Below are 23,496 nucleotides of genomic sequence, written 5' to 3' on the forward strand. Positions count from 1 at the left end.
CGTTTCGCCGGTCAGTTCAACAGCGCCCGGGCCGCCAGCGCCTCGCCGCGCACCCGCCGGCCCACGCCCTCGTCCACGGCCCCCACCACCTCGGCGTACGCCTCCAACTCGGCGGCCCCCGCCAGGAACTCGCCCCGCCGCACCAGCAACCGCGCCCGCTCGTACCGCAGCCGCGCCGGATGCGAGGGCAGCAGCAGTGACAGTTCCACCGCCCACAGGGACACGTCCGACCGCTCGGGCCGCGCCTCGGCCCAGGCCCGTACGTTGTTCAGGATGCGCAGCACCACGTCGAGCGGATCGGCCGGTTCCAGCATCGCCGCCTCCAGCGGCACCCCCGTCGAGCCGGCCACCAGCAGCTCCGCGTCGGGCCCCGACAGCACGCGGCCCCCGTCGAACGGGTCCACGAGCACCCGCGCCTCCCGCGGCCCGCCGCCGTCCCCGAGACCGACGACGAAGTGCCCGGGCAGCGCCACCCCGTACACCGGCGCCCCCGCCCGCCGGGCCACCTCCAGCCACACCACCGACAGCAGGATCGGCAGCCCCCGCCGCCGCTCCAGCACCTGATGCAGCAGGGACGACTCAAGGCGCCGGTAGTCGGCGGCCGTGCCGTGGAAGCCCTGGCCCTCGCCGAGCAGTCGACGCAGCGCCACCGCCCAGTCGCGGGGCCCGCCGGGCCGGAACGGCAGCTCCCCGGCGAGCCGGTCCAGCTCCATCTGGGCGGCGTCGATGCCCGCCTCGTCCAGGGACCCGTCCGCCTCCGCGCCGACCAGCAGACAGAGCGTCGACAGATCGGGCCGCCCGGAGCGGGCCTCCGCGGCGAACCGGCGGCGCAGCTCGGCGGAGCGGCCGGGGGGTGGGGGATGCGGGGAACGCATGGCTGGCAGATGCCCTCTCGCGGCGGTCAGCGCGGGTCCGGTCCGGCGCTTCCCGGCTCCCGGTAGTGGTGGTACGCGTGCTGGGCGGCGAAGCCCATCCCGGTGTACATTCCGCGCGCGGCGGCGTTGTCCAGCTCCACCTGGAGCCAGGCCGCCGACGCGCCCTCGTCCAGCGCCCGCCGGGCCAGCGCGGCCATCACCGCACCGGCCAGCCCCTGGCGCCGCCGCGCGGGGTCCACCTCGACGGCCGCGAACCCGGCCCACCGGCCGTCCACCACACACCGCCCGATCGCGGCCGGCACCCCGCCCGCGCCGGGCACCGTCGCGAACCACACCGACGGCCCGCCGCCCAGCACCCTCAGGGCCACGTCGCTCAGGCCCTTGCGCTGATAGCGCGTCAGCCACGCCCGGTCCGCCGTCCGGGACAGCTCGACCCCCTCGCCCCCGGGCCGGTCCGCGACCGGCGCGAGCCCGCCGGTCCACAGTTCGGCGGTCACCTCCCGGACCCAGCCGCGCCGCTCCAGTTCCACGCCCAGCCACTCCTCGGTGCCCTCGGCCCCGGTCGCGGTCTGCACGTACGCCGGCCGCCCACGCGCCGCGTACCAGCGCCGTACGGCACTCAGTGCCTCGTCCAGGGGCAGCCCGGGGTCGCCCAGCGGCAGCACCGAGTTGGCCCGCCGGGTGAACCCGGCGGCGGCCCGCAGCTCCCACTCGCCGAGCCGTTCGCTCTCCACCGGCCGCCACGCCCGCGCCGCCACCCGCGCCAGCTCCCGGTACGACGCGGCAGGACCCCGTCGCCGCGCCGGCGCGGGCGGCACCACCTTGCCGGCGACCAGCCGGGACGCGTCAACACGGACGGTCTCGCCGTCCTTCCGTGTGATCAGCAGCACAGAGTCGTCCCATGATGTGAGAACACCGAGGGTGTCGGTGAACTTCTCTCCCGGCGCGCCGGGTTCGGACAAACGGCGCACGGAGACACGTTTGCCCACGTCAGCGGCGGTAATGCGGACTTCGAGACGGCCTGCGCCGGAGATTTCCACGGGTCCGTTCACCCCTCCTGTTCGGTTCGTGCCCAGGAACGGAGATACTAGGGGCGGGCATCGACGACGCCGCGCTCCCGCGCGCCAGGCGGCGGAGCCTGAGGAGGCCCGCCGGCGCCCGTATCGAGGAGGAACGACAGCGTGACCTACGTCATCGCGCAGCCTTGTGTCGACGTCAAGGACAAGGCGTGCATCGAGGAGTGCCCGGTCGACTGCATCTACGAGGGCCAGCGGTCCTTGTACATCCACCCGGACGAATGCGTCGACTGCGGTGCCTGTGAGCCGGTCTGCCCGGTCGAGGCGATCTTCTACGAGGACGACACTCCGGAGGAGTGGAAGGACTACTACAAGGCGAACGTCGAGTTCTTCGACGAACTGGGCTCGCCCGGCGGTGCCAGCAAGCTGGGGCTGATCGAGCGTGATCACCCCTTTGTCGCCGCCCTGCCCCCGCAGAGCGAGTGACGCCGTAAGCGGCCCGCACCGTCGCGCCGCCTCGGTCCCGTACGCCCCGATCCCGGTCGGCCGGCGCCCGGGACCGGGGCGTTCGTCGTACGCCCCGCGTACCAGAAAGTGAGTCAATCCCCGTGTCCGCAGTCTCCGACCGCCTCCCCGCCTTCCCCTGGGACCGGCTGGCGCCCTTCAAGGCGACCGCCGCCGCCCATCCGGACGGTCTGGTCGACCTCTCCGTCGGCACGCCGGTCGACCCGGTGCCCGAGCAGGTCCAGAAGGCGCTGATCGCCGCGGCCGACTCCCCGGGCTATCCGACCGTCTGGGGCACTCCGGCACTGCGGGACGCGCTCACCGGCTGGGTGGAACGGCGCCTCGGCGCCCGCGAGGTCACCCACCACCACGTGCTGCCGATCGTCGGTTCCAAGGAACTCGTCGCCTGGCTGCCGACCCAGCTCGGCCTCGGCCCCGGCGACCGGGTGGCCTTCCCGCGGCTGGCCTACCCGACGTACGAGGTGGGTGCCCGCCTGGCGCGCGCGGAGTACGTGAGCTACGACGACCCCACCGAGCTGGACCCGGCGGGACTGAAGCTGCTCTGGCTGAACTCCCCGTCCAACCCCACCGGCAAGGTCCTCTCCCGGGCCGAGCTGACCCGGATCGTCGGCTGGGCCCGCGACCACGGCGTCCTCGTCTTCTCCGACGAGTGCTATCTGGAGCTGGGCTGGGAGGCCGACCCGGTCTCCGTCCTGCACCCGGACGTCAACGGCGGCTCCTACGACGGCCTGGTCGCCGTCCACTCCCTCTCCAAGCGTTCCAACCTGGCCGGGTACCGCGCCGCCTTCCTGGCCGGTGACCCGGCGGTGCTCGGCCCGCTGCTGGAGATCCGCAAGCACGGCGGCATGATGACCTCGGCGCCGACGCAGGCGGCCGTGGTGGCGGCCCTCGCCGACGACGAGCACGTCCGCGTCCAGCGCGAGCGGTACGCGGCCCGCCGCGCGGCCCTGCGCGCGGCGCTGCTCGGCCACGGCCTGCGCATCGAGCACAGCGAGGCGAGCCTGTACCTCTGGGCCACCCGCGAGGAATCCTGCTGGGACACGGTGGCCCACCTGGCGGAGCGCGGCATCCTGGTCGCGCCGGGCGACTTCTACGGCCCGGCGGGCGAGCGCCACGTCCGGGTGGCCTTCACGGCGACCGACGAGCGGGTCGCGGCGGCGGTCGCCCGCCTCTGACGCGCCGCGCACGCACGCGGACCGCACGCATGCCGAAGGGGCCCGGGTGGTGAACCCCGGGCCCCTTCCGCGTGCCGGACTCAGCGGCCGATCGGCAGGCCCTGCAGGGGCAGCGAGCCGGTGGCCGGCAGGCCGCCGGCCGCCGCGTCGCCGGGCAGGCCGCTCTTGGTGGCGGTCTGCGCGGTGTCACCGAGGATGTCCCCGGCGGAACCGGCCGCGTCCCCGGCGGCCTTCTGCGCGACCGGGGTGGCCTTCTTGACGACCGAGCCGCCGGCCTTGCCCGCGGTCGGCACGGCCTTCTTCACGGCCTTGCCGCCGGTGTCGCCCGCGGTCTCGGTGACGTTCTGGGCAGCGGAGTCGACGGTGTTGCCCACGTTCGCCCCGTCCAGGGCGGTCAGCCCGCCGAGGTTCGGGGCGGCGGGCAGCTCGGGGGCCGCACTGGCGGAGCCGGCCGCACCGATCCCGGCAGCCGCTCCCGCAGCGACGAGCAGCGCGGCACGGGCGATCCGGCGGGTCAGGGGGAGGGACATGATGCTCCTTCGACGGGATGTGAACGGTGTCTGCGACCGGACCCGGTGAGTTGAGCGGCGGGCTCGGACGCAGTGACTACCGCTCCAGCGCCGCGAAGGTTGCGGCGGACAAACGTAAAGAGTTGTTAATGCGTCGCATTATCGGGTGCGCAGAAAAGCGGGCAAAGGTCACTCGTCGGAAAGTCTGCTGAATCCTTACGGCCCGGTGTTGCCAAGGGCTCGGCCGGACCGGGGAGGGTGGCGCCGGGAACCCGTCCACGCCGTCGTCGGTCCGCCGGGCGCGTAACCCCCGCGGGGGACGGCTCGTACTACCGAGCGGTGACGATCCGGACCGATCCGGAGCCCCGCTCGGCGCCTCCGGTACCGGCCGCGGCCAGGGAGCGCCACTGGCTGCCGGTGTTCCCGGCGGTCCACTCGCGGCCCGCGTACGACACCCGTTCGATGAGCAGGGCGGAGGAGTTGGCCACCGCCCAGTGCGCGAGCTGCCAGCCGCGCTGCCGCGCGTCCCGGGGGCCCGCTTCGGCGGTGACGGGCAGCGTCATGGTCCGTCCGCCCGAACCGCCAGAACCACCCGAAGGGACTGAAGTGGGTGAACGGTCCGAAGAGGGTGAAGAGGGTGAGGAGGGTGAAGAGGGTGAGGAGTCTGAAGCGCCGGTCGTCGGGGTCGGCGTCGGCGAGGCGCCGACGTCCGCGGCGGTCGGCCGGAGCACGTCGCGCCCGAAGTCCCGGGCGAGCGCCGCGCGTACCGCGTCCGTCCCGCCCGTCCGCGTGGTGCCCGGCCGTCCCTCGCAGGTCAGGGTGGCCGCCGCGTGTCCGGTGAGGGCGGCGGCGAGCAGTGCCGCGTCCGGCTCGTGCTTGGCGTACGCGTCGGGGAAGCCGCTGCGCTGCACGCGCTGCGCGGCGACGGTCAGCGGCAGCCGGGTGTAGCCGGGCACGTCGACCAGATGGTCGTAGAACTTCCCCGCCGCGTACGCGGGGTCCATGATCTGCTCCGGCGTGCCCCAGCCCTGTGAGGGCCGCTGCTGGAACAGGCCGAGCGAGTCCCGGTCGCCGTGGTCGAGGTTGTCCAGCGCCGACTCCTGGAGCGCGGTCGCCAGCGCGATCGTCACCGCCCGCTCGGGCAGGTCGCGGGTGGTGCCCACGGCGGTGATGGTCGCCGCGTTGACCGCCTGCCGGGGCGTGAACTCGTAGGACGATCCGCGGTCACCGGCCGCCACGACCTCGCAGCCCGGCCGGCCCGCGCCCGAGGTGACGTACTGCACCACGAGGTATCCGGCGACCGCGAGCATGGTCACGAGGGCCGCCCCGAACCGGAAGAGGCGGCCGCGGCGCTTGCTGGTGGGGGACGGCTGAAGCACGGGTAACAAGGTACTGGAGGGCGCGGCGGCAGGCGTGCAGGGCCGAGCGCGTGCCCCGCCGGACCGGGGCGTTAGGGTCGACGCCATGGCCGATACCCCGCTTGACCTCACGCTGGACGCCGCGGAGCTGACCGCCCGGCTCGTCGACTTCCCGTCCGTCAGCGGTTCGGAGAAGCCGTTGGCCGACGCGATCGAGAGCGCCCTGCGCGCCCTGCCGCACCTGCGGGTCGACCGGTTCGGCAACAACGTCGTGGCCCGCACCGCACTGGGACGCGAGCAGCGGGTGATCCTGGCCGGCCACATCGACACGGTCCCGATCGCCGACAACGTCCCCTCGCGCCTCGACGAGGACGGCGTGCTGTGGGGCTGCGGCACCTGCGACATGAAGGCGGGCGTCGCGGTGCAACTGCGCGTCGCGGCCACCGTCCCCGCCCCCAACCGCGACCTCACCTTCGTCTTCTACGACAACGAGGAGGTCGCCGCCCACCTCAACGGCCTGGGGAAGATCGCCGAAGCCCACCCGGAGTGGCTGCGGGGCGACTTCGCGGTGCTCCTGGAGCCCTCCGACGGCCAGGTGGAGGGCGGCTGCCAGGGCACGCTGCGGGTGCTGCTGAGGACCACCGGCGAACGCGCCCACTCCGCGCGGAGCTGGCTGGGGTCCAACGCGATCCACACGGCCGCCCCGATCCTCGCCCGCCTCGCCTCCTACACGCCCCGGTGGCCGGTCATCGACGGCCTGGAGTACCGCGAGGGGCTGAACGCGGTCGGGATCTCCGGGGGAGTGGCCGGCAACGTCATCCCCGACGAGTGCGTGGTCACCGTCAACTTCCGCTACGCGCCCGACCGCACGCCCGAGGAGGCACTGGCCCATGTCCGCGAGGTCTTCGCCGACTGCCCGGTGGACGAGTTCGTGGTCGACGACCACAGCGGCGCCGCCATGCCCGGCCTGTCGCACCCGGCCGCCGCGGCCTTCATCGAGGCGGTCGGCGGCACCCCGCTGCCCAAGTACGGCTGGACGGACGTCTCCCGCTTCTCGGCGCTCGGCGTCCCCGCGGTCAACTACGGACCCGGCAACCCGCATCTGGCCCACAAGCGCGACGAGCGCGTGGAGGTGGCCAAGGTCCTGGCCGGCGAGGAGCGCCTGCGTTCCTGGCTGACCGCCTGACCGCCTGACCGCAGCCTCGTTTAGGGCGCTTCATGGCGGACATGCTGATGTCCCCCGTGCGTAACCCGCGTAGATCTACGCTGAGGCGGAAACACCGGCACGACCAGAACGACGGAGGGAGCCCCCATGGCTACCGGCAACCCCGTGGGCAAGAAGCAGCCGCCGGACGAGCAGCGCCTCGGCCCGGTCCTGCGGCGGCGGGGCCAGGTCCAGGCGAGCACCACCGACCAGCGGCTGCTGGACGAGCGGGCGCCCACCGACTGGGTCCACACCGACCCCTGGCGGGTGCTGCGCATCCAGTCGGAGTTCATCGAGGGCTTCGGCACCCTCGCCGAACTGCCGCCCGCCATCAGCGTCTTCGGCTCGGCCCGCACCCCCGCCGACTCCCCGGAGTACGAGGCCGGCGTCCGCCTGGGCCGCGGTCTGGTCGAGGCGGGCTTCGCCGTCATCACCGGCGGCGGGCCCGGCGCGATGGAGGCGGCCAACAAGGGCGCGCTCGAAGCGGACGGCATCTCCGTCGGCCTCGGTATCGAGCTGCCGTTCGAGCAGGGACTCAACCCGTATGTCGACATCGGCCTGAACTTCCGGTACTTCTTCGTCCGCAAGATGATGTTCGTGAAGTACGCGCAGGGCTTCGTCGTGCTGCCCGGCGGCCTCGGCACGCTCGATGAACTGTTCGAGGCGCTCACCCTGGTGCAGACGCAGAAGGTGACCCAGTTCCCCATCGTGCTCTTCGGCACGGAGTACTGGGGCGGCCTGCTCGACTGGCTGCGGAACACCCTGGTCGCCCAGGGCAAGGCGGCCGAGAAGGACCTGATGCTCTTCCACGTCACCGACGACGTGGACGAGGCGGTCGCCCTGGTGTCCAAGGAGGCCGGGCGCTAGACACCGTCCGGACTCGCCGGTACGCCACCCCGCCCCGCCGGTCTCGGCCGGCCCCGGCGGACCCTGCGACGGTCCCCGGTCGCCGGCTCTACGACAGGCCCCGGCGGGCCACCGCCGGGGCGCGGTGGCCCGCTATGGACGCCACCATGTCCAGTACCTGCCGGGTCTCCGCCACCTCGTGCACCCGGTAGACCCGCGCCCCGAGCCAGGCCGAGACCGCCGTCGTCGCCAGCGTGCCGGTCAGGCGCTCCTTGACCGGCCGGTCCAGGGTCTCCCCGACGAAGTCCTTGTTGGACAGGGAGACCAGCACCGGCCAGCCGGTCGCCACCATCTCCCCGAGCCGCCGCGTCGCCTCCAGGCTGTGCCGGGTGTTCTTCCCGAAGTCGTGCCCGGGGTCGATCAGCACCGACTCCCGGGGCACCCCCAGCGCCACCGCGCGCTCGGCCAGCCCCAGCGTCACCCGCAGGATGTCGGCCATGACGTCCTCGTACGTCACCCGGTGCGGGCGGGTGCGCGGCTCGGCGCCGCCCGCGTGCGTGCACACCAGGCCCACGCCGTACCGCCCGGCGACCTCCGCGAGCTTGGGATCGACGCCGCCCCACGCGTCGTTCAGCAGGTCCGCGCCGGCCTCGCACACGGCCTCGCCGACCTCGTGCCGCCAGGTGTCCACGCTGATCACCACGTCCGGGAAGCGCCGCCGCACCTCCGCGACGAAACCGACCGTGCGCCGCGCCTCCTCCTCGGCGCTCACCTCGTCGCCGGGTCCGGCCTTGACCCCGCCGATGTCGATGATCGCGGCGCCGTCGGCCACCGCGCGCTCCACGCGTGCGAGCGCCGGTTCGTCGTGGAAGGTGGCGCCCCGGTCGTAGAAGGAGTCCGGGGTCCGGTTCACGATCGCCATGACCACCGGCTCGTGCGCCTCGAACGCGCGCCTGCCCAGCCTGAGCATCTCCTGTGACCTCTTCCCGTGAAACCGGCGATTCCGGTGAACCCGGTGCATCCGGTGAATCCAGTGCATCCGGTGAATCCTGTGCGTCCCGCGCCCGCGTCGCGCTCCGGGGCCGCCTGCGGCCCCGGCTGTCAGACTCGCATGGCACGATCGACTCGACACACCCGACTCCGATCCATCCGATCATCCGTCCGTGGGGGCCCAGCGATGGTTATGTTCCTGTTCCTGGTCGTCGCGCTCGCCGTCGTGGTCGCCGCGGTCACTCTCGCCGTGGTCGGCGGCGGCGAGGGCGGCCCGCTGCCCGACGTCGCGCCCGAGCGGCTGCGGGACCCGCTGCCGCTGGACCGCCCGGTCGGCCGCGCCGACGTGGAGAGCCTCCGCTTCCCCCTCACCGTCCGCGGCTACCGGATGGCCGACGTGGACGACGCCCTCGGCCGGCTCGGCGCCGAACTCGCCGAGCGCGACGCCCGCATCGCCGACCTGGAGTCCGCGCTGGCGGGCTCCCGCGCCGCCGCCCCCCACACCGCCCCCGACGCCGCCCCGCACCCGTCCGGCCAGGAGGAGCGGCAGTGAGCGCGTCCGAGGCCGTCGCGGGCCCGGACGGCGCGCCGCGCTGCCCCTGGGCGCTGTCCACCGCGGACTACGTGACCTACCACGACGAGGAGTGGGGCCGCCCGGTCCACGGCGACGACGCCCTGTTCGAGCGGCTCAGCCTGGAGGCGTTCCAGTCCGGCCTGTCCTGGATCACCATCCTGCGCCGCCGCCCCGGATTCCGCGCCGCCTTCGCCGGCTTCGAGATCGACGCGGTGGCGGCCTTCACCGACGCGGACCGCGAGCGGCTGCTCGCCGACGCGGGCATCATCCGCAACCGCGCCAAGATCGACGCGACCCTCGCCAACGCGCGGGAGCTGGCCGGGTGGTCACCGGGCGAGCTGGACGGCCTGATCTGGTCGCACGCACCGGACCCGGCCGGCCGGCCGGTCCCGAGGACCCTGGCCGACGTGCCCGCCGTCACCCCCGACTCCACCGCCCTGTCGAAGGCCCTGAAGAAGCGCGGCCTGCGCTTCGTCGGCCCGACGACGGCGTACGCGCTGATGCAGGCGTGCGGACTGGTCGACGACCACCTGGAGAACTGCGCGGCGCGGCGGGCCTGACCCTCACCGGCCCAGGTACCGGGGCTTCTCCTTCCGCACGAAGGCCCGCACCGCGATCGCGTGGTCCTCGGAGGACCCCGCCCGCGCCTGCAGCTCCTCCTCCTTGTCCAGCGTCTCGGAGAACGAGTGCGTCAGCCCGAAGGCCGTCGCCTCCTTGAGCGCCGCGTACGCCACCGTCGGTCCCTCGGCCAGCGACCGGGCCACCTGCTCGGCCACCGCCCGCAGCTCCGCGGCCGGCACCACCTTGTTCGCGATGCCCAGCTCGTACGCCTCCTGCGCGCCGACGCTCCGCGGGAAGAGCAGCAGGTCGGCGGCGCGGCCCGGGCCGACCACCCGCGGCAGCGTCCAGGAGACGCCGGAGTCCGCGCTGAGCGCCACGCCCGCGAAGGAGGTGTTGAACGCCGCCGTGTCCGCGACGATCCGGACGTCCGCGGCGAGCGCGAAGCCGAAACCCGCCCCCGCCGCCACGCCGTTCACGGCCGCCACCACCGGCTTGGGCGCCTCCGCCAGCGCCCGCGCGATGGGGTTGTAGTGCTCCCGCACCGTGCTCATGGTCTGCCCCGAACCCGCCTCCCGGTCGGCGGCCAGCAGCCCGATGTGCTCCTTGAGGTCCTGGCCGACGCAGAACGCCCGGTCGCCGGCGGCCGTGAGCAGCACCGCCCGCACGGTCTCGTCGGACCCGGCGGCCCGCGCCGCGTCCCGGAGCGCGACCTTGGTCTCGACGTTCAGCGCGTTCATCGCCTCCGGGCGGTTCAGCGTGATCGTCGCGAGTCCGTCGCGCACCTCGTAGAGCACGGTGTCGGCCATGGCGTTTCCCCTCCGCGTCGCGGCTCGCGGACGTACTCCTCGGTACGTCCCGTCTGGAGGACAGCATGACCCAGGCCGCGGGGAACGGATGGCGGGGGAGGTGTGACCTGCGTCAAAGAAATCCGGTCCGGATTCGATCGGCTGAAGTGCGCGCGGGCGCGCACTATCGCGGTCACCTCCCCGAATTGAGTGGTTTTGATCGCGTGCGTTGCCCAAGCGATGCCGACCGATGTTGGTCATCGGGTCCTGCGATGCGGGATAATGGCCTGGAGCAATGTGTTCGATGCCGGTGTCGCGTGTCCCGAGTACGGGCGCACGCGTGCCCTCATGGGCCGTCGGCCCTAGACGATGAACTGGTATCAGGAAGGGGAACGAGCATGGCGGCCATGAAGCCGCGGACGGGCGATGGCCCGCTCGAGGTGACCAAGGAGGGGCGGGGCATCGTCATGCGAGTTCCGCTCGAAGGCGGCGGTCGGCTCGTCGTCGAGCTGACCCCGGACGAGGCGGGCGCGCTCGGCGACGCCCTCAAGAAGGTCGTCGGCTGACGCGGAAGCGACCATACCCGTTCAGACGCCCCGGCACCCACGCGGTGCCGGGGCGTCTGGCGTACCCACGTTGACCAGGGCGTTTCGCGGCCGGTCGGGGCCGGCCGCGACCGGCCGGTGCCGGTCCCTGAAGGTGCCCCAGGGCCCGGCGGGCGGTTCCTAGCGCTTGACCGCGCACAGCAGGCCGTCGCCCACCGGCAGCAGGGACGGCGCCAGCTCGTGGCTCTCCCGCACCGCCCGCAGCAGCTCGCGCAGCCGCAGCACCTCGGTGGGCTGCGGACCGGAATCGATCGTGCGCCCCCCGCCGAAGACGCCCTCGAAGACGACCAGCCCGCCCGGCCGCAGAAGGCGCAACGATTCGGCGAGATAGTCGAGGTACTCCAGCCGGTCGCCGTCGCAGAAGACGAGGTCGTAGCCGGCGTCCGCGAGCCGGGGCAGCACGTCCAGGGCCCGGCCGGGGATGAAGCGCGCCCGGTTGGTGGCGAACCCCGAGGCACGGAACGCCTGGCGGGCGAACTGCTGGTGCTCCGGCTCCGGGTCGACCGTGGTCAGCACCCCGTCCGGCCGCATGCCGTGCAGCAGATGGATCCCGGAGACCCCGCAGCCGGTCCCGATCTCCGCCACGGCCTTGGCGTCGACGGCGGCGGCGAGCAACCGCAGCGCGGCGCCCGTACCGGGCTGCACCGAGCGCAGGCCGGCGTCGCGGGCCCGGTCCCGGGCCCAGAGCAGCGCGTCGTCCTCGGCGACATAGGCGTCGGCGAACGCCCAGCTCGTCAGCCGGTTGCCGGTAATGACCCTCTCCTGTCCCCGTGAATGCCTCGGCGTGACTGTATCCGTTGGCGTCGGGAACCCGCAGATGGGACCGGTCGTTTGACGGGGTGCGGGAAGAGAACGGCCGACGACCGGCCGAAGACCGGGGCTGCGACGGGGGCGAGGAATGCGCGGGGACGCCGAGCAAGTGCTGACGCAGCCGTACGAGCCGTGCCAGCCCAGATCAAATTCTCGTAAAACCGCTTATCCGGAGCTAACGGGCGAGGTGGCTATGGTAGGGGCTCCACTGGACACCACCAGAGCCGACAGGGGAGGTGCGGCCCCGCCTGCGGATCGGGGGGGAGTGCTCAGGCGCTTCCTCGGATCGGCGGGCAGGCCGAAATCCGTGACAGACACTGCTGACCACAGCCCCGCCGGCCCCGCCGGCCACCACCGGACCGCGACCTTCACCACCGACGCGGACGGGCAGGCGTGGACTCCGCCCACCTGGGAGGAGATCGTCAGCACGCACAGCGGCCGGGTGTACCGACTCGCCTACCGCCTCACGGGCAACCAGCACGACGCCGAAGACCTCACCCAGGAGGTCTTCGTCCGCGTCTTCCGCTCCCTGTCGACCTACACGCCGGGCACCTTCGAGGGCTGGCTGCACCGCATCACCACCAACCTCTTCCTGGACATGGTCCGGCGAAAGCAGCGCATCCGCTTCGACGCGCTCGGGGACGACGCCGCCGAGCGGCTGCCCAGCCGGGAACCCACCCCGCAGCAGCTCTTCAACGACGCGCACTTCGACGCCGACGTCCAGCAGGCGCTGGACACCCTCGCGCCCGAGTTCCGCGCCGCCGTCGTCCTGTGCGACATCGAGGGGCTGTCGTACGAGGAGATCGCCGCCACCCTGGGCGTCAAGCTCGGCACGGTCCGCTCGCGGATCCACCGCGGCCGCTCGCAGTTGCGCAAGGCCCTCGCCCACCGCTCCCCTCAGGCACGCGCCGAGCGCCGCTCCTTCCGGGCCCGCGTCCCCGCTCTGGGAGGAGGGGGTGCGAGCGCGTGAGCGGATCACGGCCGGAACCCGAGGGACACCTCGCGGAACAGCACCTGGGAGACCGACTCTCCGCCCTGGTGGACGGAGAACTGGGTCATGACACGCGTGAGCGCGTACTGGCGCACGTCGCCACCTGCCCGAAGTGCAAGGCGGAGGTCGACGAACAGCGCCGGCTCAAGAGCGTCTTCGCCAAGGCCGGCGAGCCCGCCCCGTCCGAGAGCTTCCTGGCCCGCCTGCAAGGGCTGCCCGGGGGCGGCGACACCGCTCTGACCGCGGCCGAGGAGAGACTGTCCGGGCTGCCGGACCTGTCCGGCCGCTTCGGCGGCCCGGGAGTCTTCGGGACCAGGCGCGCCGGACGGTTCGAGTTCGACTACGTGCCGGCCCGGCCGCACCCTTCCGTGCTGCCGTCCGCCGTACCGGGCCGGGGCTTTCGGATACACGACGTGGGACGGCACGAGAGCGACCGCTCCGCCTCGCGCGGCCTGCGGTTCGCGTTCGCCGCCGCCGGAGCGGTGTCGCTGGCCGCGATCGCCCTGGGCGGGGTCACCACCGGCACACCGGACGGCACCGCGGAGGCGCGGGGCGGCTCCGGCGCGGGCAGCAATGTCACCCCGGCGCGCACCCAGGGCGGGGTCTCCGCCTCCGTCCCCGAGGCGCAGCGCCGCCGCTCCACCGGACCGCTGCTCGGCCAGGTGGCGCAGGGGCCGCGCACGATGGGCGAGATCCCGGCGGCCGCCACCTCGCTCTCCGCGCCGCTGCTGCCCGGCCTGCCCACGCCCGCCACGGGCCGGGACGGCCGGTCCGGACACCCGCTGACGACGCCGGTGGTGGCCGGTGCCGTGGCGATGTCCCCGCTGATACGGCCGCTCGAAGCCGTTCCGCCGCTCGCGCTGGCCTCTTCCTGGCTGGAGACGGAGGGCACCGGCGTCAGACCGCCGGGTCTGCTCGCCGCACCCGTCGCCGAGTCCTCCTCGTCCCCTTCCGCCGCCCCTCGTCCGCTCCCCTGACCGGGGTCTGCGCGGCGGCGCGCGAACCTGGTTGAATCCTCGGTGGCGCCCATGGCGGGCCGAGGGGAGAACATGGACGAGGGGAAGCCCGCGAAGGCGAAGTGGTGGAGCCGCCCGCGCCCGCAGCACACCGCCGGGTTCCAGGAGGCACCGCCCACCGAGGATCGCGACGGCGACTTCACGCTGCCCCGGCCCCGCCCCCGCCCGGCCCCTGACGGGAGCACCGGGACCGACGACGGCGACTTCACCCTGGCGAGCCCCGCCGCGCGCCCAGGTCCCCCCTCACCCGGGGCCGGTTCTCCGGCACCCGTGGACGGCCGCCCCGAGCCGCTCCACGACCCCGACCCCTACAGCACCCCGCCGTACGGGGAGCCGGGCCCCTGGGCCCCCGCGCCGCCGTTCCAGCACCCGGCGGGGACCCCCGCCCACGGCACGGCGGCCCCGCCCGCCACCCCGCCCGCGCTCCCGACGGCGGCGGACGCCGCACCCCCGGCCCCCTGCCCGCCCCCGCTCCCGCCCGCCCCCGTGCCGGAACCCGGCGCCCCCACCTCCGCCACCTCCGCCGCCGACCCGTGGCGGCGCTACGACCCCTGGGCGCCGGCCCCCGCCGGCCCGCTCCAGCACAGCGGCGCTGCCCCGGCCCCCGGACGGGCCCGCCCGCGCCGCAGGCTCGCCGGCGTCGCCGTACTGCTCGCCCTGGTCTCCGGGGGTCTCGGCGGCGTGGTGGGGACGTACCTGGAGCGCGGCGGCGGGTTCGGCACCGTGGAGCTGCCGCAGGCCGGGAAGGAACCGCAGGCGCGCGCTCCGGGCACCGTGGCCGGCATCGCGGCGCGGGCCCTGCCCGGCGTGGTCACGCTGCACGTGAGCGGCGCCGAGGAGCAGGGCACCGGCACCGGCTTCGTGCTCGACGCCCGCGGCCACATCCTCACCAACAACCACGTCGTGGAGCCCGCCGGGGCCGACGGCGGGATCACGGTGACGTTCCACAGCGGCGACACCGCCGAGGCCACCGTCGTGGGCCGGGACAGCGGCTACGACCTGGCAGTGGTGAAGGTGAGCGGCGTGAGCGGCCTCACCCCCGTGCCGCTGGGCAACTCCGACAACGTCCGGGTGGGCGACCCCGTCGTCGCCATCGGCGCCCCCTTCGACCTGGCGGGCACGGTCACCTCCGGGATCATCAGCGCCAAGGAACGGCCCGTCACCGCGGGCGGCGAGGCGGCCGACGGCAGCGACGTGTCGTACGTCGACGCCCTCCAGACCGACGCGCCCATCAACCCCGGCAACTCCGGCGGCCCCCTGCTGGACGCCCGGGGCCGGGTCGTCGGCATCAACTCCGCCATCCGCTCCGCCGACACCGGCGGCGACCCGGAGAGCGGCGGCCGGGCCGGCTCGATAGGGCTCGGCTTCGCCATCCCCGTCAACCAGGGCAAGCGCGTCGCCGAGGAACTGATCAACACCGGCCGGGCGACCCACCCGGTCATCGGTGTCACGCTCGACATGAGCTACGCCGGTGACGGCGCCCGGGTCGGCACCCGCGGCGGCGACGGCGGTCCGGCGGTCACTCGGGGCGGCCCCGGCGACACGGCCGGCGTCGAGGCCGGCGACGTCATCACCGAGGTCGACGGCAGGCGCGTGCACTCCGGCGAGGAACTCATCGTCAGGACCCGCGCCCACCGCCCCGGCGACCGGCTGGAGCTGACCGTGGAGCGTGCCGGGAAGGTGCGGAAGGTCTCGCTGGTCCTCGGTTCCTCGGACGGCGACTGACCGCGGCACAAGCCCCGCAAGAGACCGGAAAGGAAAACAATCCGGAAAGCGGCCGCGTACACGCATGCGGGAGGTACGGGACTGTACCGGTTCGAGGGGATCGGCGGGTACGGTGGACGCGGCCGGACATCCCAAGGAGCTTCAGGTGTTCAATGACATAGGACCACTAGAGCTGATCACGCTCGTAGTCCTCGCCGTGCTCGTCTTCGGTCCGGACAAGCTCCCCAAGGTCATTCAGGACGTGACGCGCACGATCCGGAAGATCCGCGAGTTCTCGGAGAGCGCAAAGCAGGACATCCGGCAGGAGCTGGGCCCGGAGTTCAAGGACTTCGAGTTCGAGGACCTCAACCCCAAGACGTTCATCCGCAAGCAGTTGGACAACGACGAACTGGGGCTCAAGGAGATCCGCAACGGCTTCGACCTGAAGAAGGAGATGGCCGAGGTCACCGACGCCGTCCACGGCCGGGACACCGAGACGCCGTCCGCCTCCGACGCGTCGGGCTCCTCGGACCCGGCCGCCGGCCGGATCGACATGACCAAGAAGCCGGAGACCCCCGCCCGCGAGGAGCGCCCGCCCTTCGACGCGGACGCCACCTGAGCCCTCACGCCCGCCGCGGGCACGCCCGCAGTCTCACCGGCGGGCGGGCGCCCGCCGTACGTGACGCGTTTCATACTCCGGCCATGCTCCACATGCTCCGCTCATAGTCCGGACCGGTCGTTCCCGGCCGGAGACCCCGCCCGCGCGGGCTCACGCGCCGGGCGCAATCCCGGTTGCCCGCACCGGGGTGGCTATGCTGCCGAATTGATGTGCGGGCCGTACGTGAACCAGCAACGTCGCCCGAAGGGGGGCGGGCCGTATCCGGTCCGTCGAGAACGAGGAGGCGTTCGGTCACATGGAGACGACGAGTCAGGAAGCCGCGCGGACGGCGGCCCCGGCGGACGGGCGGGCCCCGGCGGGGCGGCGCGCGGTCGACGGCTACCTGGGCGCGGACTTCCCGTGGTACGGCCTCGACGAGGCGTTCACGGGTCCGCGTTGGCTGATGCAGGTCGGCACGGCGGCCGACGGGGCCGTGCAGCACGGTTCGATCGGGCACGGCGACGAGCCGTCGGTGCGCAACGAGCACGTGGCCGGTGACGAGCAGGACGCCAAGGAGAAGTTCGCGGTCGTGGTGAGCGTGGCCGCCAACCCGGTGCGGCGCAGCGCGGACGGTACGGGACTGCTGGAGGCCACGTCGGTCTCGTCGGCGGCCTGGCTGGCCGGCGTGGGTCTGCTCTCCTTCACCTGGCCCGGCCAGATGGACCACTCCCTGCGTGACGACTGGCTGGAGCAGCAGACGGAGACGGCGTGGGTGCTCGCCGACGACCTCGACGGCTCGGACTGGTCGACGCTGTCGCTTCCCGTGGACGGGGTGCCGACGTCGTTCCACTACCGGGAGTCGGAGTTCGGGTGGGTGCTCGCCGGTTCCACGGCGCAGGGCGTTCACCTGGGGGCGTACGGGCGCGGGATGAGCGCCTACGGGCTGGGCTTCGCCGTGGTGAAGGACATCACCGCCTACGCGTGATCACCGGGGTGCCGCGGGAGCGCGGCGCCCTTCTCCCCGGCGCGTCGGGCGGCACCGGTCCGGAGCCGTCCGGAGGTGTGCCAGAGCATCGCTGGAACACCCCCGGAGCACCTCAGAACTTGTTCCTCGGGGTGATCCCCAGCGACAGTCCCGAAAGGCCGCGCCGGCGGCCGCCCAGCTTGCCGGCGATGGAGCGCAGGGCCGCGCCCGCCGGGGAGTCCGGGTCGGAGAGGACCACCGGCCTGCCCTCGTCGCCGCCCTCGCGCAGCCGGACGTCGATCGGGATGGAGCCGAGGACCGGGACCGAGGCGCCGGTGGTGCGGGTCAGGCCGTCGGCGACCGTCTGGCCGCCGCCCGTGCCGAAGACGTCGACCATCTCACCGCAGTGCGGACAGGGCAGCCCGGACATGTTCTCGACCACGCCGACGATCTTCTGGTGGGTCTGCACGGCGATGGCGCCGGCCCGCTCGGCCACCTCCGCCGCCGCCTGCTGCGGGGTGGTCACGACGAGGATCTCGGCGTTCGGGACGAGCTGGGCGACGGAGATCGCGATGTCGCCGGTGCCGGGCGGCAGGTCGAGCAGCAGGACGTCCAGGTCACCCCAGTACACGTCGGCCAGGAACTGCTGGAGCGCCCGGTGCAGCATCGGGCCGCGCCAGACCACGGGGGCGTTGCCCGGGGTGAACATGCCGATCGAGATGACCTTCACGCCGTTCGCCGACGGCGGCATGATCATGTTCTCGACCTGGGTGGGCCGCCCGTGGGCGCCCAGCATGCGCGGCACCGAGTGGCCGTAGATGTCGGCGTCCACGACACCGACCTTCAGGCCGTCGGCCGCCATCGACGCCGCCAGGTTCACCGTCACCGAGGACTTGCCGACACCGCCCTTGCCGGAGGCGACCGCGTAGACCCGGGTCAGGCTGCCGGGCTTGGCGAAGGGCACCTCGCGCTCGGTCTGGCCGCCGCGCAGGGCGGTGGCCAGCTCCTTGCGCTGCTCGTCGCTCATCACGTCCAGCGTGACGTCGACCCGCGTGACGCCGTCGAGGCGCGCGACGGCATCGGTCACGCGCTGCGTGATGGTGTCCCGCATCGGGCAGCCGGAGACCGTCAGGTACACGGTGACCGCGACCGTCCCGTCCGCGCCCAGCTCCACCGATTTGACCATCCCCAGTTCGGTGATGGGCCGGTTGATCTCGGGGTCGTTCACCGTCGCCAGCGCTTCGCGCACCGCGTCTTCCGTAGCCATGGTGACGATGGTACGGCGCCCGGCACGGGCCCCGGTAAGCCCTTCAGCGGTCGTCTGCGTCACGTGCCGGCGGCTGATCCGCCGGATGTGCCGGGAATGCGCCGACCACGGGACGGTGGCCGTTCTGCCGCGACTCCAGTTCCTTGATCATGTCCTGGAGTTCGGAGCGGATCCAGTCCCGGGTGGCCACCTCGCCCAGACCGATGCGCAGGGCGGCGATCTCGCGGGTCAGATACTCGGTGTCGGCGATCGACCGCTCGTTCTGCTTGCGGTCCTGCTCCAGATTGACCCGGTCCCGGTCGTCCTGCCGGTTCTGCGCGAGCAGGATCAGCGGGGCCGCGTAACTGGCCTGGAGCGACAGCATCAGGGTCAGGAAGATGAACGGGTACTGGTCGAAGCGGAGCGCGTCCGGCGCGGACACGTTCCACACCACCCAGAGGATGATGACGACCGTCATCCAGACGATGAACCGCCCGGTGCCCAGGAACCGCGCCACCCGCTCCGAGAGCCGGCCGAAGGACTCCGGGTCCCACTCGGGAAGTATCCGGCGGCGCGGCGGGCGCGGCTGGTCCAGGCGGGTGGACCGGGGGCGGGAGGTCGCCGTCGCCCCCGACACCGCCCGTTCCCGGGGCGTCGTCTCACGCTCAGGCACCATCGGCACTCACCTCCCGCTCGGCCGAGTCCAGGTGATACTCGGTCTCCCGCCAGTCGTCGGGCAGCATGTGGTCCAGTACGTCGTCCACGGTGATCGCGCCCAGCAGCGAACCGGACTCGTCGACGACGGGTGCCGCCACCATGTCGTACGTGGCGAAGAACCCGGCGACCACGGGCAGCGCGGCGTCCGGGGACAGGGGCTGCAGGTCGACGTCGATGATCGAGCCGACCAGCGTGTACGGGGGGTCGCGCAGCAGCCGCTGGAAGTGGACCGTGCCCAGGTACTTGCCGGTCGGGGTCTCCTCCGGCGGGCGGCAGACGTAGACCTGGGCGGCGTGCGCCGGGGACAGGTCGGGGTTGCGGATGCGGGCCAGCGCGTCGGCGACGCTGGCGTCGGGCCGCAGCACGATCGGCTCGGTGGTCATCAGACCGCCGGCCGTGTGCTCCTCGTACGACATCAGGCGGCGCATGTCGGCGGCGTCGGCCGGTTCCATGAGGTTCAGCAGCCGCTCCTTGTCCGCCTCGGGCAGCTCGGCGAGCAGGTCGGCCGCGTCGTCCGGGTCCATCGCCTCCAGTACGTCCGCCGCCCGCTCCTCCTTGAGTTTGCCGAGGATCTCGATCTGGTCGTCCTCCGGCAGTTCCTCCAGCACGTCGGCCAGGCGGTCGTCGTCCAGGGCCGCGGCCACCTCGGCGCGGCGCTTGGCGGAGAGGTGGTGCAGCACGTTGGCGAGGTCGGCGGGGCGGAGCTGCTCGAAGGTGGCGAGCAGGTTCTCGGCGCCCTGGCCGTGCTCCTCCAGGGAGAAGCCGGTGACGCCGGACCACTCCACGGTCAGCGTCTCGCCCTTGCCGCGCCGGAAGGCACCGGCCTTGCGGCCCTTGCGGACGAAGACCTTGTCGATCTCCCAGTCCCGGCGGGCCGGCGACTGCCGCACGGCCAGGTCGAGGACGGTGACCTCCTCACCGGTGCCGGCGAGCGTGACCCGGCGGTCGAGCAGCTCACCGAAGACGAGGCGCTCGGCGGGCCGCTGCTCGAAGCGCCGGACGTTGACCACACCGGTGGTGATGACCTGGCCGGACTCGATACCGGTGATCCGGGTCATGGGCAGGAAGATACGGCGGCGGGTGGACAGCTCGACGACCAGGCCCAGCACCCGCGGGGGTTTGGGGCCGACGCGGAGCATGACGACCAGATCGCGCACGCGCCCCACCTGGTCGCCGCCCGGATCGAAGACGGCGACACCGGAGAGGTGCGAGACGAAGATCCGGGGGGCACCCGCTGCCATGGCCGCGGCTCCTTTTCCTCAAGTCCGATGCGTGCGCCCGCTGTGCGCGGGCTGCCGCGTCAGGGCTGTCGCGTGCGGTGTTCCTGTTCCGAATTGCCCACTCGGACGGCCTTCAGGCTAGCCCGTCCCGAAGAGGTCCGTCCTGGTGGCCGGTCCGGACGGACTGGCTCCTTCCCCTTCGCCCGGCCCCGGTACGCTGCCGTACGCCGTACCCGGTCCCCGCGCGGGACCTCCGCGAGAAAGGCAGCCCCACCTGTGACTGTGACTCCCCGGCGCCGAACGTCCAGGGCCGCTCTGGCGGGCGCGGTCTGCGTCCTGGCCGTGACGGGCGCGGGGCTGACGGGATGCGGTGGTGGCGAGGACCCGGACGCGGGCACCAACGGGGTCGGCAAGCTGTCGGCCGAGCAGATCCAGCGCAGGACCCGGGCCGCCGCCGACGCCGCCGGCACGGTCCGGCTGCACGGCACCGTGGTCACCAGCGGCAGTACGTACTCTCTCGACATGCGGCTGAAGGCCGACGGCGGCACCGGGTCGGTCACCGCCGAGGGGACCACGTTCGGGCTGCTGCGGATCGACGAGCAGCTCTTCCTGAAGGCCGACGCCGGGTTCTGGAGCGAGGGCGCGGACGGCGCGGACAACGCCGCGGCGGAGAAACTGGCCGGCAAGTACGTGAAGGTGCCGCAGGGCGACCCCTCGTACCAGAAGTTCAGCGGTTTCACGGAGAAGGACGTGCTGCTCGACGGTCTGCTGGCGCTGCACGGCAGCGTGGAGACGGACGGCCGGCACCGGCAGGCGGGGGTGCGCACCGTCCGCGTCAGCGGCGACAAGGGCTCCGGCGGCTCGCTGGACGTCTCCCTGGAGGGCACGCCGTACCCGCTGCGCCTGGTGCGGGCGGGCAGCGCGGGCACGCTCCGCTTCTCGGACTGGAACAAGGACTTCGCACTCCAGGAGCCGGCCAAGGACGAAACCCTCGACTACGGCCAGGAACTGCCGACGTCGTAAGGCGGGTCCTAAGGCGTGTTTCGAAAGTCCCGTCTGCCGGGCGGGCCTTTCGAAACACGCCTTAGCGGCCGTTACGGCGCTTACGGCGTGTGAACAGCAGCCGGGGCAGGCCCGCCGGGGCCGGTTCGCGGGTCGTCGCCGGGGTCGGCAGGGGTGCCTCGGCCAGCGGGCCGTCGGGGAGCGGGGCCGTGACCCCCGTGGGTTCCAGGCGCAGCACCCGGCACTCGCGCGCCCACCGCTCGGGCATCGCCTCGCCGTCGGGCGCGTTCAGGCGCTTGCCCTTCAGCTCGGCGACCGCGGCCTGCCACGGTTCGGAGCCGGACGCGCACTCCACGACCCGCGCCGCCCAGGTGACCAGCCGGCCGCCCTTGTCCTTGCTGCGGACCGTCACCACGGCGGTGCCCCCGTCGGTGAGGGGCGGCAGCGGCTGCTCGCCGGGGCCGTCGCCGACCAGGCAGACCGCGCCCTCGTGCCAGACGTGCCAGAGCGCGCGGGCCGGGCCGCCGGGCCCCTCGACCCAGATCAGGCCGGACTTCTTCGTGGCCTCCTCGATGAGGGCCCGGTCGAGCGGCGCACTTGTCATGGGGCCCAGCCTAGGGCGTGTTCTCGGAGCCCGGTCCGGACCCGGGGGCTCAGAGCCAGCCGTTGCGCTTGAGGGTGCGGTGGATGCCGAAACAGATGGCCACGGTGACGCCGACGACCACCGGGTAGCCGAACTTCGAGTGGGTCTCCGGCATGTAGTCGAAGTTCATGCCGTACACCCCGCACACCATCGTCGGTACGGCGATGATCGCGGCCCATGAGGTGATCTTGCGCATGTCCTCGTTCTGGGCGACGGACGCCTGCGCGAGGTTGGCCTGGAGGATGGAGTTGAGCAGTTCGTCGAAGCCGACGACCTGCTCCTGCACCCGGGCGAGGTGGTCGGCCACGTCGCGGAAGTACTTCTGGATGTCCGGGTCGACCAGCCGCATCGGCCGTTCGCTGAGCAACTGCATGGGCCGCAGCAGCGGGGAGACCGCCCGCTTGAACTCCAGCACCTCGCGCTTGAGTTGGTAGATGCGGCTGGCGTCGCTGCCGCGCGGGGCGCCCTTGCGGCCCGGCGAGAACACCTCCGTCTCGACCTCGTCGATGTCGTCCTGCACGGCGTCGGCGACCGCGATGTAGCCGTCGACGACGTGGTCGGCGATGGCGTGCAGGACCGCCGAGGGGCCCTTGACGAGCAGTTCGGGGTCGTCCTGGAGCCGGTGGCGCAGCGCGCGCAGCGAACCTTTGCCGCCGTGCCGGACGGTGATGAAGAAGTCCCGTCCGGTGAAGCACATGACCTCGCCGGACTCCACCACCTCGCTGTTGGCGGTGAGCCGGTCGTGGTCGACGTAGTGGATGGTCTTGAAGACCGTGAACAGGGAGTCGTCGTAACGCTCCAGCTTGGGCCGCTGGTGGGCCTGGACGGCGTCCTCCACGGCCAGCGGGTGGAGGCCGAACTCGCCCGCGATCCCGGCGAATTCGTCCTCGGTGGGCTCGTGCAGGCCGATCCAGACGAATCCGCCGTCGCGGCGCACCCGGCGCATCGCCTCGTGCGGGCTGAGCGGGGTGTCCGTCTCCAGGCGCCGGCCGTCGCGGTAGACGGCGCAGTCCACGACGGCGGAGGGGGTCGCCGGGTCGCGGGTGGCGTCGTAGGCGCCGCCGTCCTTGCGCAGCGAGACCCGGGACGGGCGGACCGCGGCTCGCAGGTTGTGGATCATCGACATGGGCAGGCTCCTTCGCTACGGGCAGCGAACGGCGCCGACGACGGGTGGAACCACCCGGAATGAGGACGTCCAGAGAGGCGCGTGACCGGCGCGTCCACAAAGCGGGGAGCACCCCACCGTCGCGGTGGCGGGCTTCACTGCTGGTTCACAACGAGACGAAGTGCTCTTCCGCAGGAAAGCGCGCGGCTGACTGCACGGGCCGCGACCGGCGAAACCGGGGCGGTGGCGTCAGCAGCCGGAAGAGCGGGTGGTACTGCACGGTCGACTTCGGTCCATGCCAGCCCCACCTCCTCCGGCCGGTCCCTCGTGAGGGACGATCCATTCCCTCTGTTTGGAGGGGTTCCCCGTAGGGGATGGTTCTTCACAGTGTCGGGGCTGACAGCCACGCTTCTGCGTGCTGCCCCGAACCACCGGTTCAGGGTACCAGTCACCCGTT

The 23,496-nt window shown here is 73.1% G+C and carries 25 protein-coding genes; 13 read left to right on the plus strand and 12 right to left on the minus strand.

Features of this window, described 5'->3' with window-relative positions; translation table 11 throughout:
* Positions 1–11: 11 nt before the first annotated feature.
* Both ABEB00_RS01790 and ABEB00_RS01795 read right to left on the minus strand, forming a co-directional pair.
* Positions 12–875 carry a transglutaminase-like and tetratricopeptide repeat-containing protein gene (locus ABEB00_RS01790; RefSeq protein WP_345616979.1) on the minus strand — a complete coding sequence of 288 codons (864 nt, stop codon included), beginning with the start codon at positions 873–875 and terminating at the stop codon, positions 12–14.
* A gap of 26 nt (positions 876–901) precedes the next feature.
* Positions 902–1,915, minus strand: a complete 1,014-nt coding sequence (locus tag ABEB00_RS01795) for a GNAT family N-acetyltransferase (protein WP_345616981.1) — start codon at positions 1,913–1,915, stop codon at positions 902–904.
* Positions 1,916–2,056: 141 nt separating this feature from the next.
* Here ABEB00_RS01795 and fdxA point away from each other — a divergent pair, with 141 nt between their 5' ends.
* Positions 2,057–2,377, plus strand: coding sequence for a ferredoxin (gene fdxA, locus ABEB00_RS01800; protein WP_345616982.1), 321 nt, complete (start codon positions 2,057–2,059; stop codon positions 2,375–2,377).
* Between the two features lie 122 nt (positions 2,378–2,499).
* Positions 2,500–3,591 (plus strand): bifunctional succinyldiaminopimelate transaminase/glutamate-prephenate aminotransferase, encoded by a 1,092-nt coding sequence (locus ABEB00_RS01805; protein WP_345616983.1) that lies wholly within the window; start codon positions 2,500–2,502, stop codon positions 3,589–3,591.
* An 80-nt stretch (positions 3,592–3,671) separates the two neighbouring features.
* Here the strand turns inward: ABEB00_RS01805 and ABEB00_RS01810 are convergent, their stop codons facing one another.
* Both ABEB00_RS01810 and ABEB00_RS01815 read right to left on the minus strand, forming a co-directional pair.
* On the minus strand, positions 3,672–4,121 hold the full coding sequence (locus ABEB00_RS01810; protein ID WP_345616984.1) for an ATP-binding protein: 450 nt from the start codon (positions 4,119–4,121) through the stop codon (positions 3,672–3,674).
* 308 nt (positions 4,122–4,429) lie between these two features.
* A complete protein-coding gene (locus tag ABEB00_RS01815; RefSeq protein WP_345616986.1) occupies positions 4,430–5,479 on the minus strand; it encodes a heavy metal transporter in 1,050 nt (349 codons plus the stop codon).
* An 85-nt stretch (positions 5,480–5,564) separates the two neighbouring features.
* Between ABEB00_RS01815 and dapE the strand changes: the two genes are divergently transcribed.
* Together dapE and ABEB00_RS01825 are read left to right on the plus strand one after the other, a co-directional pair.
* Positions 5,565–6,644: a succinyl-diaminopimelate desuccinylase gene (gene dapE, locus ABEB00_RS01820; RefSeq protein ID WP_345616987.1), complete on the plus strand. Its 1,080-nt coding sequence runs from the start codon at positions 5,565–5,567 to the stop codon at positions 6,642–6,644.
* A 126-nt stretch (positions 6,645–6,770) separates the two neighbouring features.
* Positions 6,771–7,529, plus strand: a complete 759-nt coding sequence (locus tag ABEB00_RS01825) for an LOG family protein (protein ID WP_345616988.1) — start codon at positions 6,771–6,773, stop codon at positions 7,527–7,529.
* 88 nt (positions 7,530–7,617) lie between these two features.
* On the opposite strand, the gene folP is transcribed toward ABEB00_RS01825, so the two are convergent.
* Positions 7,618–8,478 carry a dihydropteroate synthase gene (gene folP / locus ABEB00_RS01830; protein ID WP_345616989.1) on the minus strand — a complete coding sequence of 287 codons (861 nt, stop codon included), beginning with the start codon at positions 8,476–8,478 and terminating at the stop codon, positions 7,618–7,620.
* Between the two features lie 207 nt (positions 8,479–8,685).
* Here folP and ABEB00_RS01835 point away from each other — a divergent pair, with 207 nt between their 5' ends.
* Together ABEB00_RS01835 and ABEB00_RS01840 are read left to right on the plus strand one after the other, a co-directional pair.
* Positions 8,686–9,051: a DivIVA domain-containing protein gene (locus ABEB00_RS01835; protein WP_345616990.1), complete on the plus strand. Its 366-nt coding sequence runs from the start codon at positions 8,686–8,688 to the stop codon at positions 9,049–9,051.
* Positions 9,048–9,632, plus strand: a complete 585-nt coding sequence (locus tag ABEB00_RS01840; RefSeq protein ID WP_345616991.1) for a DNA-3-methyladenine glycosylase I — start codon at positions 9,048–9,050, stop codon at positions 9,630–9,632. The genes ABEB00_RS01835 and ABEB00_RS01840 overlap by 4 nt, the downstream gene beginning before the upstream one ends.
* 3 nt (positions 9,633–9,635) lie before the next feature.
* Here the strand turns inward: ABEB00_RS01840 and chcB are convergent, their stop codons facing one another.
* Positions 9,636–10,439, minus strand: a complete 804-nt coding sequence (gene chcB / locus ABEB00_RS01845) for a 2-cyclohexenylcarbonyl CoA isomerase (protein WP_345616992.1) — start codon at positions 10,437–10,439, stop codon at positions 9,636–9,638.
* Between the two features lie 377 nt (positions 10,440–10,816).
* Between chcB and ABEB00_RS01850 the strand changes: the two genes are divergently transcribed.
* The gene (locus tag ABEB00_RS01850) at positions 10,817–10,984 is read left to right on the plus strand and encodes a DUF3117 domain-containing protein (protein ID WP_069086806.1); all 168 of its coding nucleotides are present in this window, start codon (positions 10,817–10,819) and stop codon (positions 10,982–10,984) included.
* A gap of 159 nt (positions 10,985–11,143) precedes the next feature.
* Here ABEB00_RS01850 and ABEB00_RS01855 read toward each other — a convergent pair whose 3' ends face one another.
* A complete protein-coding gene (locus ABEB00_RS01855; RefSeq protein WP_425586415.1) occupies positions 11,144–11,842 on the minus strand; it encodes an O-methyltransferase in 699 nt (232 codons plus the stop codon).
* A gap of 256 nt (positions 11,843–12,098) precedes the next feature.
* Here ABEB00_RS01855 and sigE point away from each other — a divergent pair, with 256 nt between their 5' ends.
* The 5 genes from sigE to ABEB00_RS01880 all read left to right on the plus strand — a co-directional run bounded on the left by sigE (position 12,099) and on the right by ABEB00_RS01880 (position 17,127).
* Positions 12,099–12,803: an RNA polymerase sigma factor SigE gene (gene sigE / locus ABEB00_RS01860; protein ID WP_345616995.1), complete on the plus strand. Its 705-nt coding sequence runs from the start codon at positions 12,099–12,101 to the stop codon at positions 12,801–12,803.
* Positions 12,800–13,801, plus strand: a complete 1,002-nt coding sequence (locus ABEB00_RS01865) for an anti-sigma factor family protein (RefSeq protein ID WP_345616996.1) — start codon at positions 12,800–12,802, stop codon at positions 13,799–13,801. The genes sigE and ABEB00_RS01865 overlap by 4 nt, the downstream gene beginning before the upstream one ends.
* Positions 13,802–13,873: 72 nt before the next feature.
* Positions 13,874–15,565, plus strand: a complete 1,692-nt coding sequence (locus tag ABEB00_RS01870; protein ID WP_345616997.1) for a S1C family serine protease — start codon at positions 13,874–13,876, stop codon at positions 15,563–15,565.
* Between the two features lie 145 nt (positions 15,566–15,710).
* Positions 15,711–16,163, plus strand: a complete 453-nt coding sequence (locus tag ABEB00_RS01875) for a sec-independent translocase (protein ID WP_345616998.1) — start codon at positions 15,711–15,713, stop codon at positions 16,161–16,163.
* A 295-nt stretch (positions 16,164–16,458) separates the two neighbouring features.
* On the plus strand, positions 16,459–17,127 hold the full coding sequence (locus ABEB00_RS01880) for a hypothetical protein (protein ID WP_345616999.1): 669 nt from the start codon (positions 16,459–16,461) through the stop codon (positions 17,125–17,127).
* A 112-nt stretch (positions 17,128–17,239) separates the two neighbouring features.
* Here ABEB00_RS01880 and ABEB00_RS01885 read toward each other — a convergent pair whose 3' ends face one another.
* Genes ABEB00_RS01885 through ABEB00_RS01895 form a run of 3 tightly spaced genes read right to left on the minus strand, consistent with a single transcriptional unit; the run spans position 17,240 to position 20,310 of the window.
* Entirely contained in the window at positions 17,240–18,373 is a 1,134-nt protein-coding gene (locus tag ABEB00_RS01885; RefSeq protein WP_345617001.1) for an Mrp/NBP35 family ATP-binding protein, read from the minus strand.
* A gap of 43 nt (positions 18,374–18,416) precedes the next feature.
* Positions 18,417–19,028, minus strand: a complete 612-nt coding sequence (locus ABEB00_RS01890; RefSeq protein WP_345617002.1) for a DUF1003 domain-containing protein — start codon at positions 19,026–19,028, stop codon at positions 18,417–18,419.
* On the minus strand, positions 19,018–20,310 hold the full coding sequence (locus tag ABEB00_RS01895; RefSeq protein WP_345617003.1) for a magnesium transporter MgtE N-terminal domain-containing protein: 1,293 nt from the start codon (positions 20,308–20,310) through the stop codon (positions 19,018–19,020). The genes ABEB00_RS01890 and ABEB00_RS01895 overlap by 11 nt, the downstream gene beginning before the upstream one ends.
* A gap of 255 nt (positions 20,311–20,565) precedes the next feature.
* Between ABEB00_RS01895 and ABEB00_RS01900 the strand changes: the two genes are divergently transcribed.
* Positions 20,566–21,312 carry a hypothetical protein gene (locus ABEB00_RS01900; protein WP_345617004.1) on the plus strand — a complete coding sequence of 249 codons (747 nt, stop codon included), beginning with the start codon at positions 20,566–20,568 and terminating at the stop codon, positions 21,310–21,312.
* Between the two features lie 61 nt (positions 21,313–21,373).
* Here ABEB00_RS01900 and ABEB00_RS01905 read toward each other — a convergent pair whose 3' ends face one another.
* Entirely contained in the window at positions 21,374–21,895 is a 522-nt protein-coding gene (locus tag ABEB00_RS01905) for a hypothetical protein (RefSeq protein WP_345617005.1), read from the minus strand.
* Between the two features lie 49 nt (positions 21,896–21,944).
* On the minus strand, positions 21,945–23,060 hold the full coding sequence (locus ABEB00_RS01910) for a magnesium and cobalt transport protein CorA (protein WP_345617007.1): 1,116 nt from the start codon (positions 23,058–23,060) through the stop codon (positions 21,945–21,947).
* Positions 23,061–23,496: the final 436 nt, after the last annotated feature.

This window comes from Streptomyces ziwulingensis, assembly GCF_039542605.1.
Classification (GTDB): Bacteria; Actinomycetota; Actinomycetes; order Streptomycetales; family Streptomycetaceae; genus Streptomyces; species Streptomyces ziwulingensis.

Excerpts from the sequence above, each read along its gene's own strand:
- ABEB00_RS01885 (WP_345617001.1), bottom strand. The coding sequence starts at position 18,373 with ATGGCTACGGAAGACGCGGTGCGCGAAGCGCTGGCGACGGTGAACGAC.
- ABEB00_RS01850 (WP_069086806.1), top strand. The coding sequence starts at position 10,817 with ATGGCGGCCATGAAGCCGCGGACGGGCGATGGCCCGCTCGAGGTGACC.
- ABEB00_RS01905 (WP_345617005.1), bottom strand. The coding sequence starts at position 21,895 with ATGACAAGTGCGCCGCTCGACCGGGCCCTCATCGAGGAGGCCACGAAG.
- ABEB00_RS01810 (WP_345616984.1), bottom strand. The coding sequence starts at position 4,121 with ATGTCCCTCCCCCTGACCCGCCGGATCGCCCGTGCCGCGCTGCTCGTC.
- ABEB00_RS01835 (WP_345616990.1), top strand. The coding sequence starts at position 8,686 with ATGGTTATGTTCCTGTTCCTGGTCGTCGCGCTCGCCGTCGTGGTCGCC.
- ABEB00_RS01825 (WP_345616988.1), top strand. The coding sequence starts at position 6,771 with ATGGCTACCGGCAACCCCGTGGGCAAGAAGCAGCCGCCGGACGAGCAG.
- ABEB00_RS01880 (WP_345616999.1), top strand. The coding sequence starts at position 16,459 with ATGGAGACGACGAGTCAGGAAGCCGCGCGGACGGCGGCCCCGGCGGAC.
- ABEB00_RS01790 (WP_345616979.1), bottom strand. The coding sequence starts at position 875 with ATGCGTTCCCCGCATCCCCCACCCCCCGGCCGCTCCGCCGAGCTGCGC.
- folP (WP_345616989.1), bottom strand. The coding sequence starts at position 8,478 with ATGCTCAGGCTGGGCAGGCGCGCGTTCGAGGCGCACGAGCCGGTGGTC.
- ABEB00_RS01890 (WP_345617002.1), bottom strand. The coding sequence starts at position 19,028 with ATGGTGCCTGAGCGTGAGACGACGCCCCGGGAACGGGCGGTGTCGGGG.
- ABEB00_RS01870 (WP_345616997.1), top strand. The coding sequence starts at position 13,874 with ATGGACGAGGGGAAGCCCGCGAAGGCGAAGTGGTGGAGCCGCCCGCGC.
- ABEB00_RS01910 (WP_345617007.1), bottom strand. The coding sequence starts at position 23,060 with ATGTCGATGATCCACAACCTGCGAGCCGCGGTCCGCCCGTCCCGGGTC.
- chcB (WP_345616992.1), bottom strand. The coding sequence starts at position 10,439 with ATGGCCGACACCGTGCTCTACGAGGTGCGCGACGGACTCGCGACGATC.
- ABEB00_RS01895 (WP_345617003.1), bottom strand. The coding sequence starts at position 20,310 with ATGGCAGCGGGTGCCCCCCGGATCTTCGTCTCGCACCTCTCCGGTGTC.
- dapE (WP_345616987.1), top strand. The coding sequence starts at position 5,565 with ATGGCCGATACCCCGCTTGACCTCACGCTGGACGCCGCGGAGCTGACC.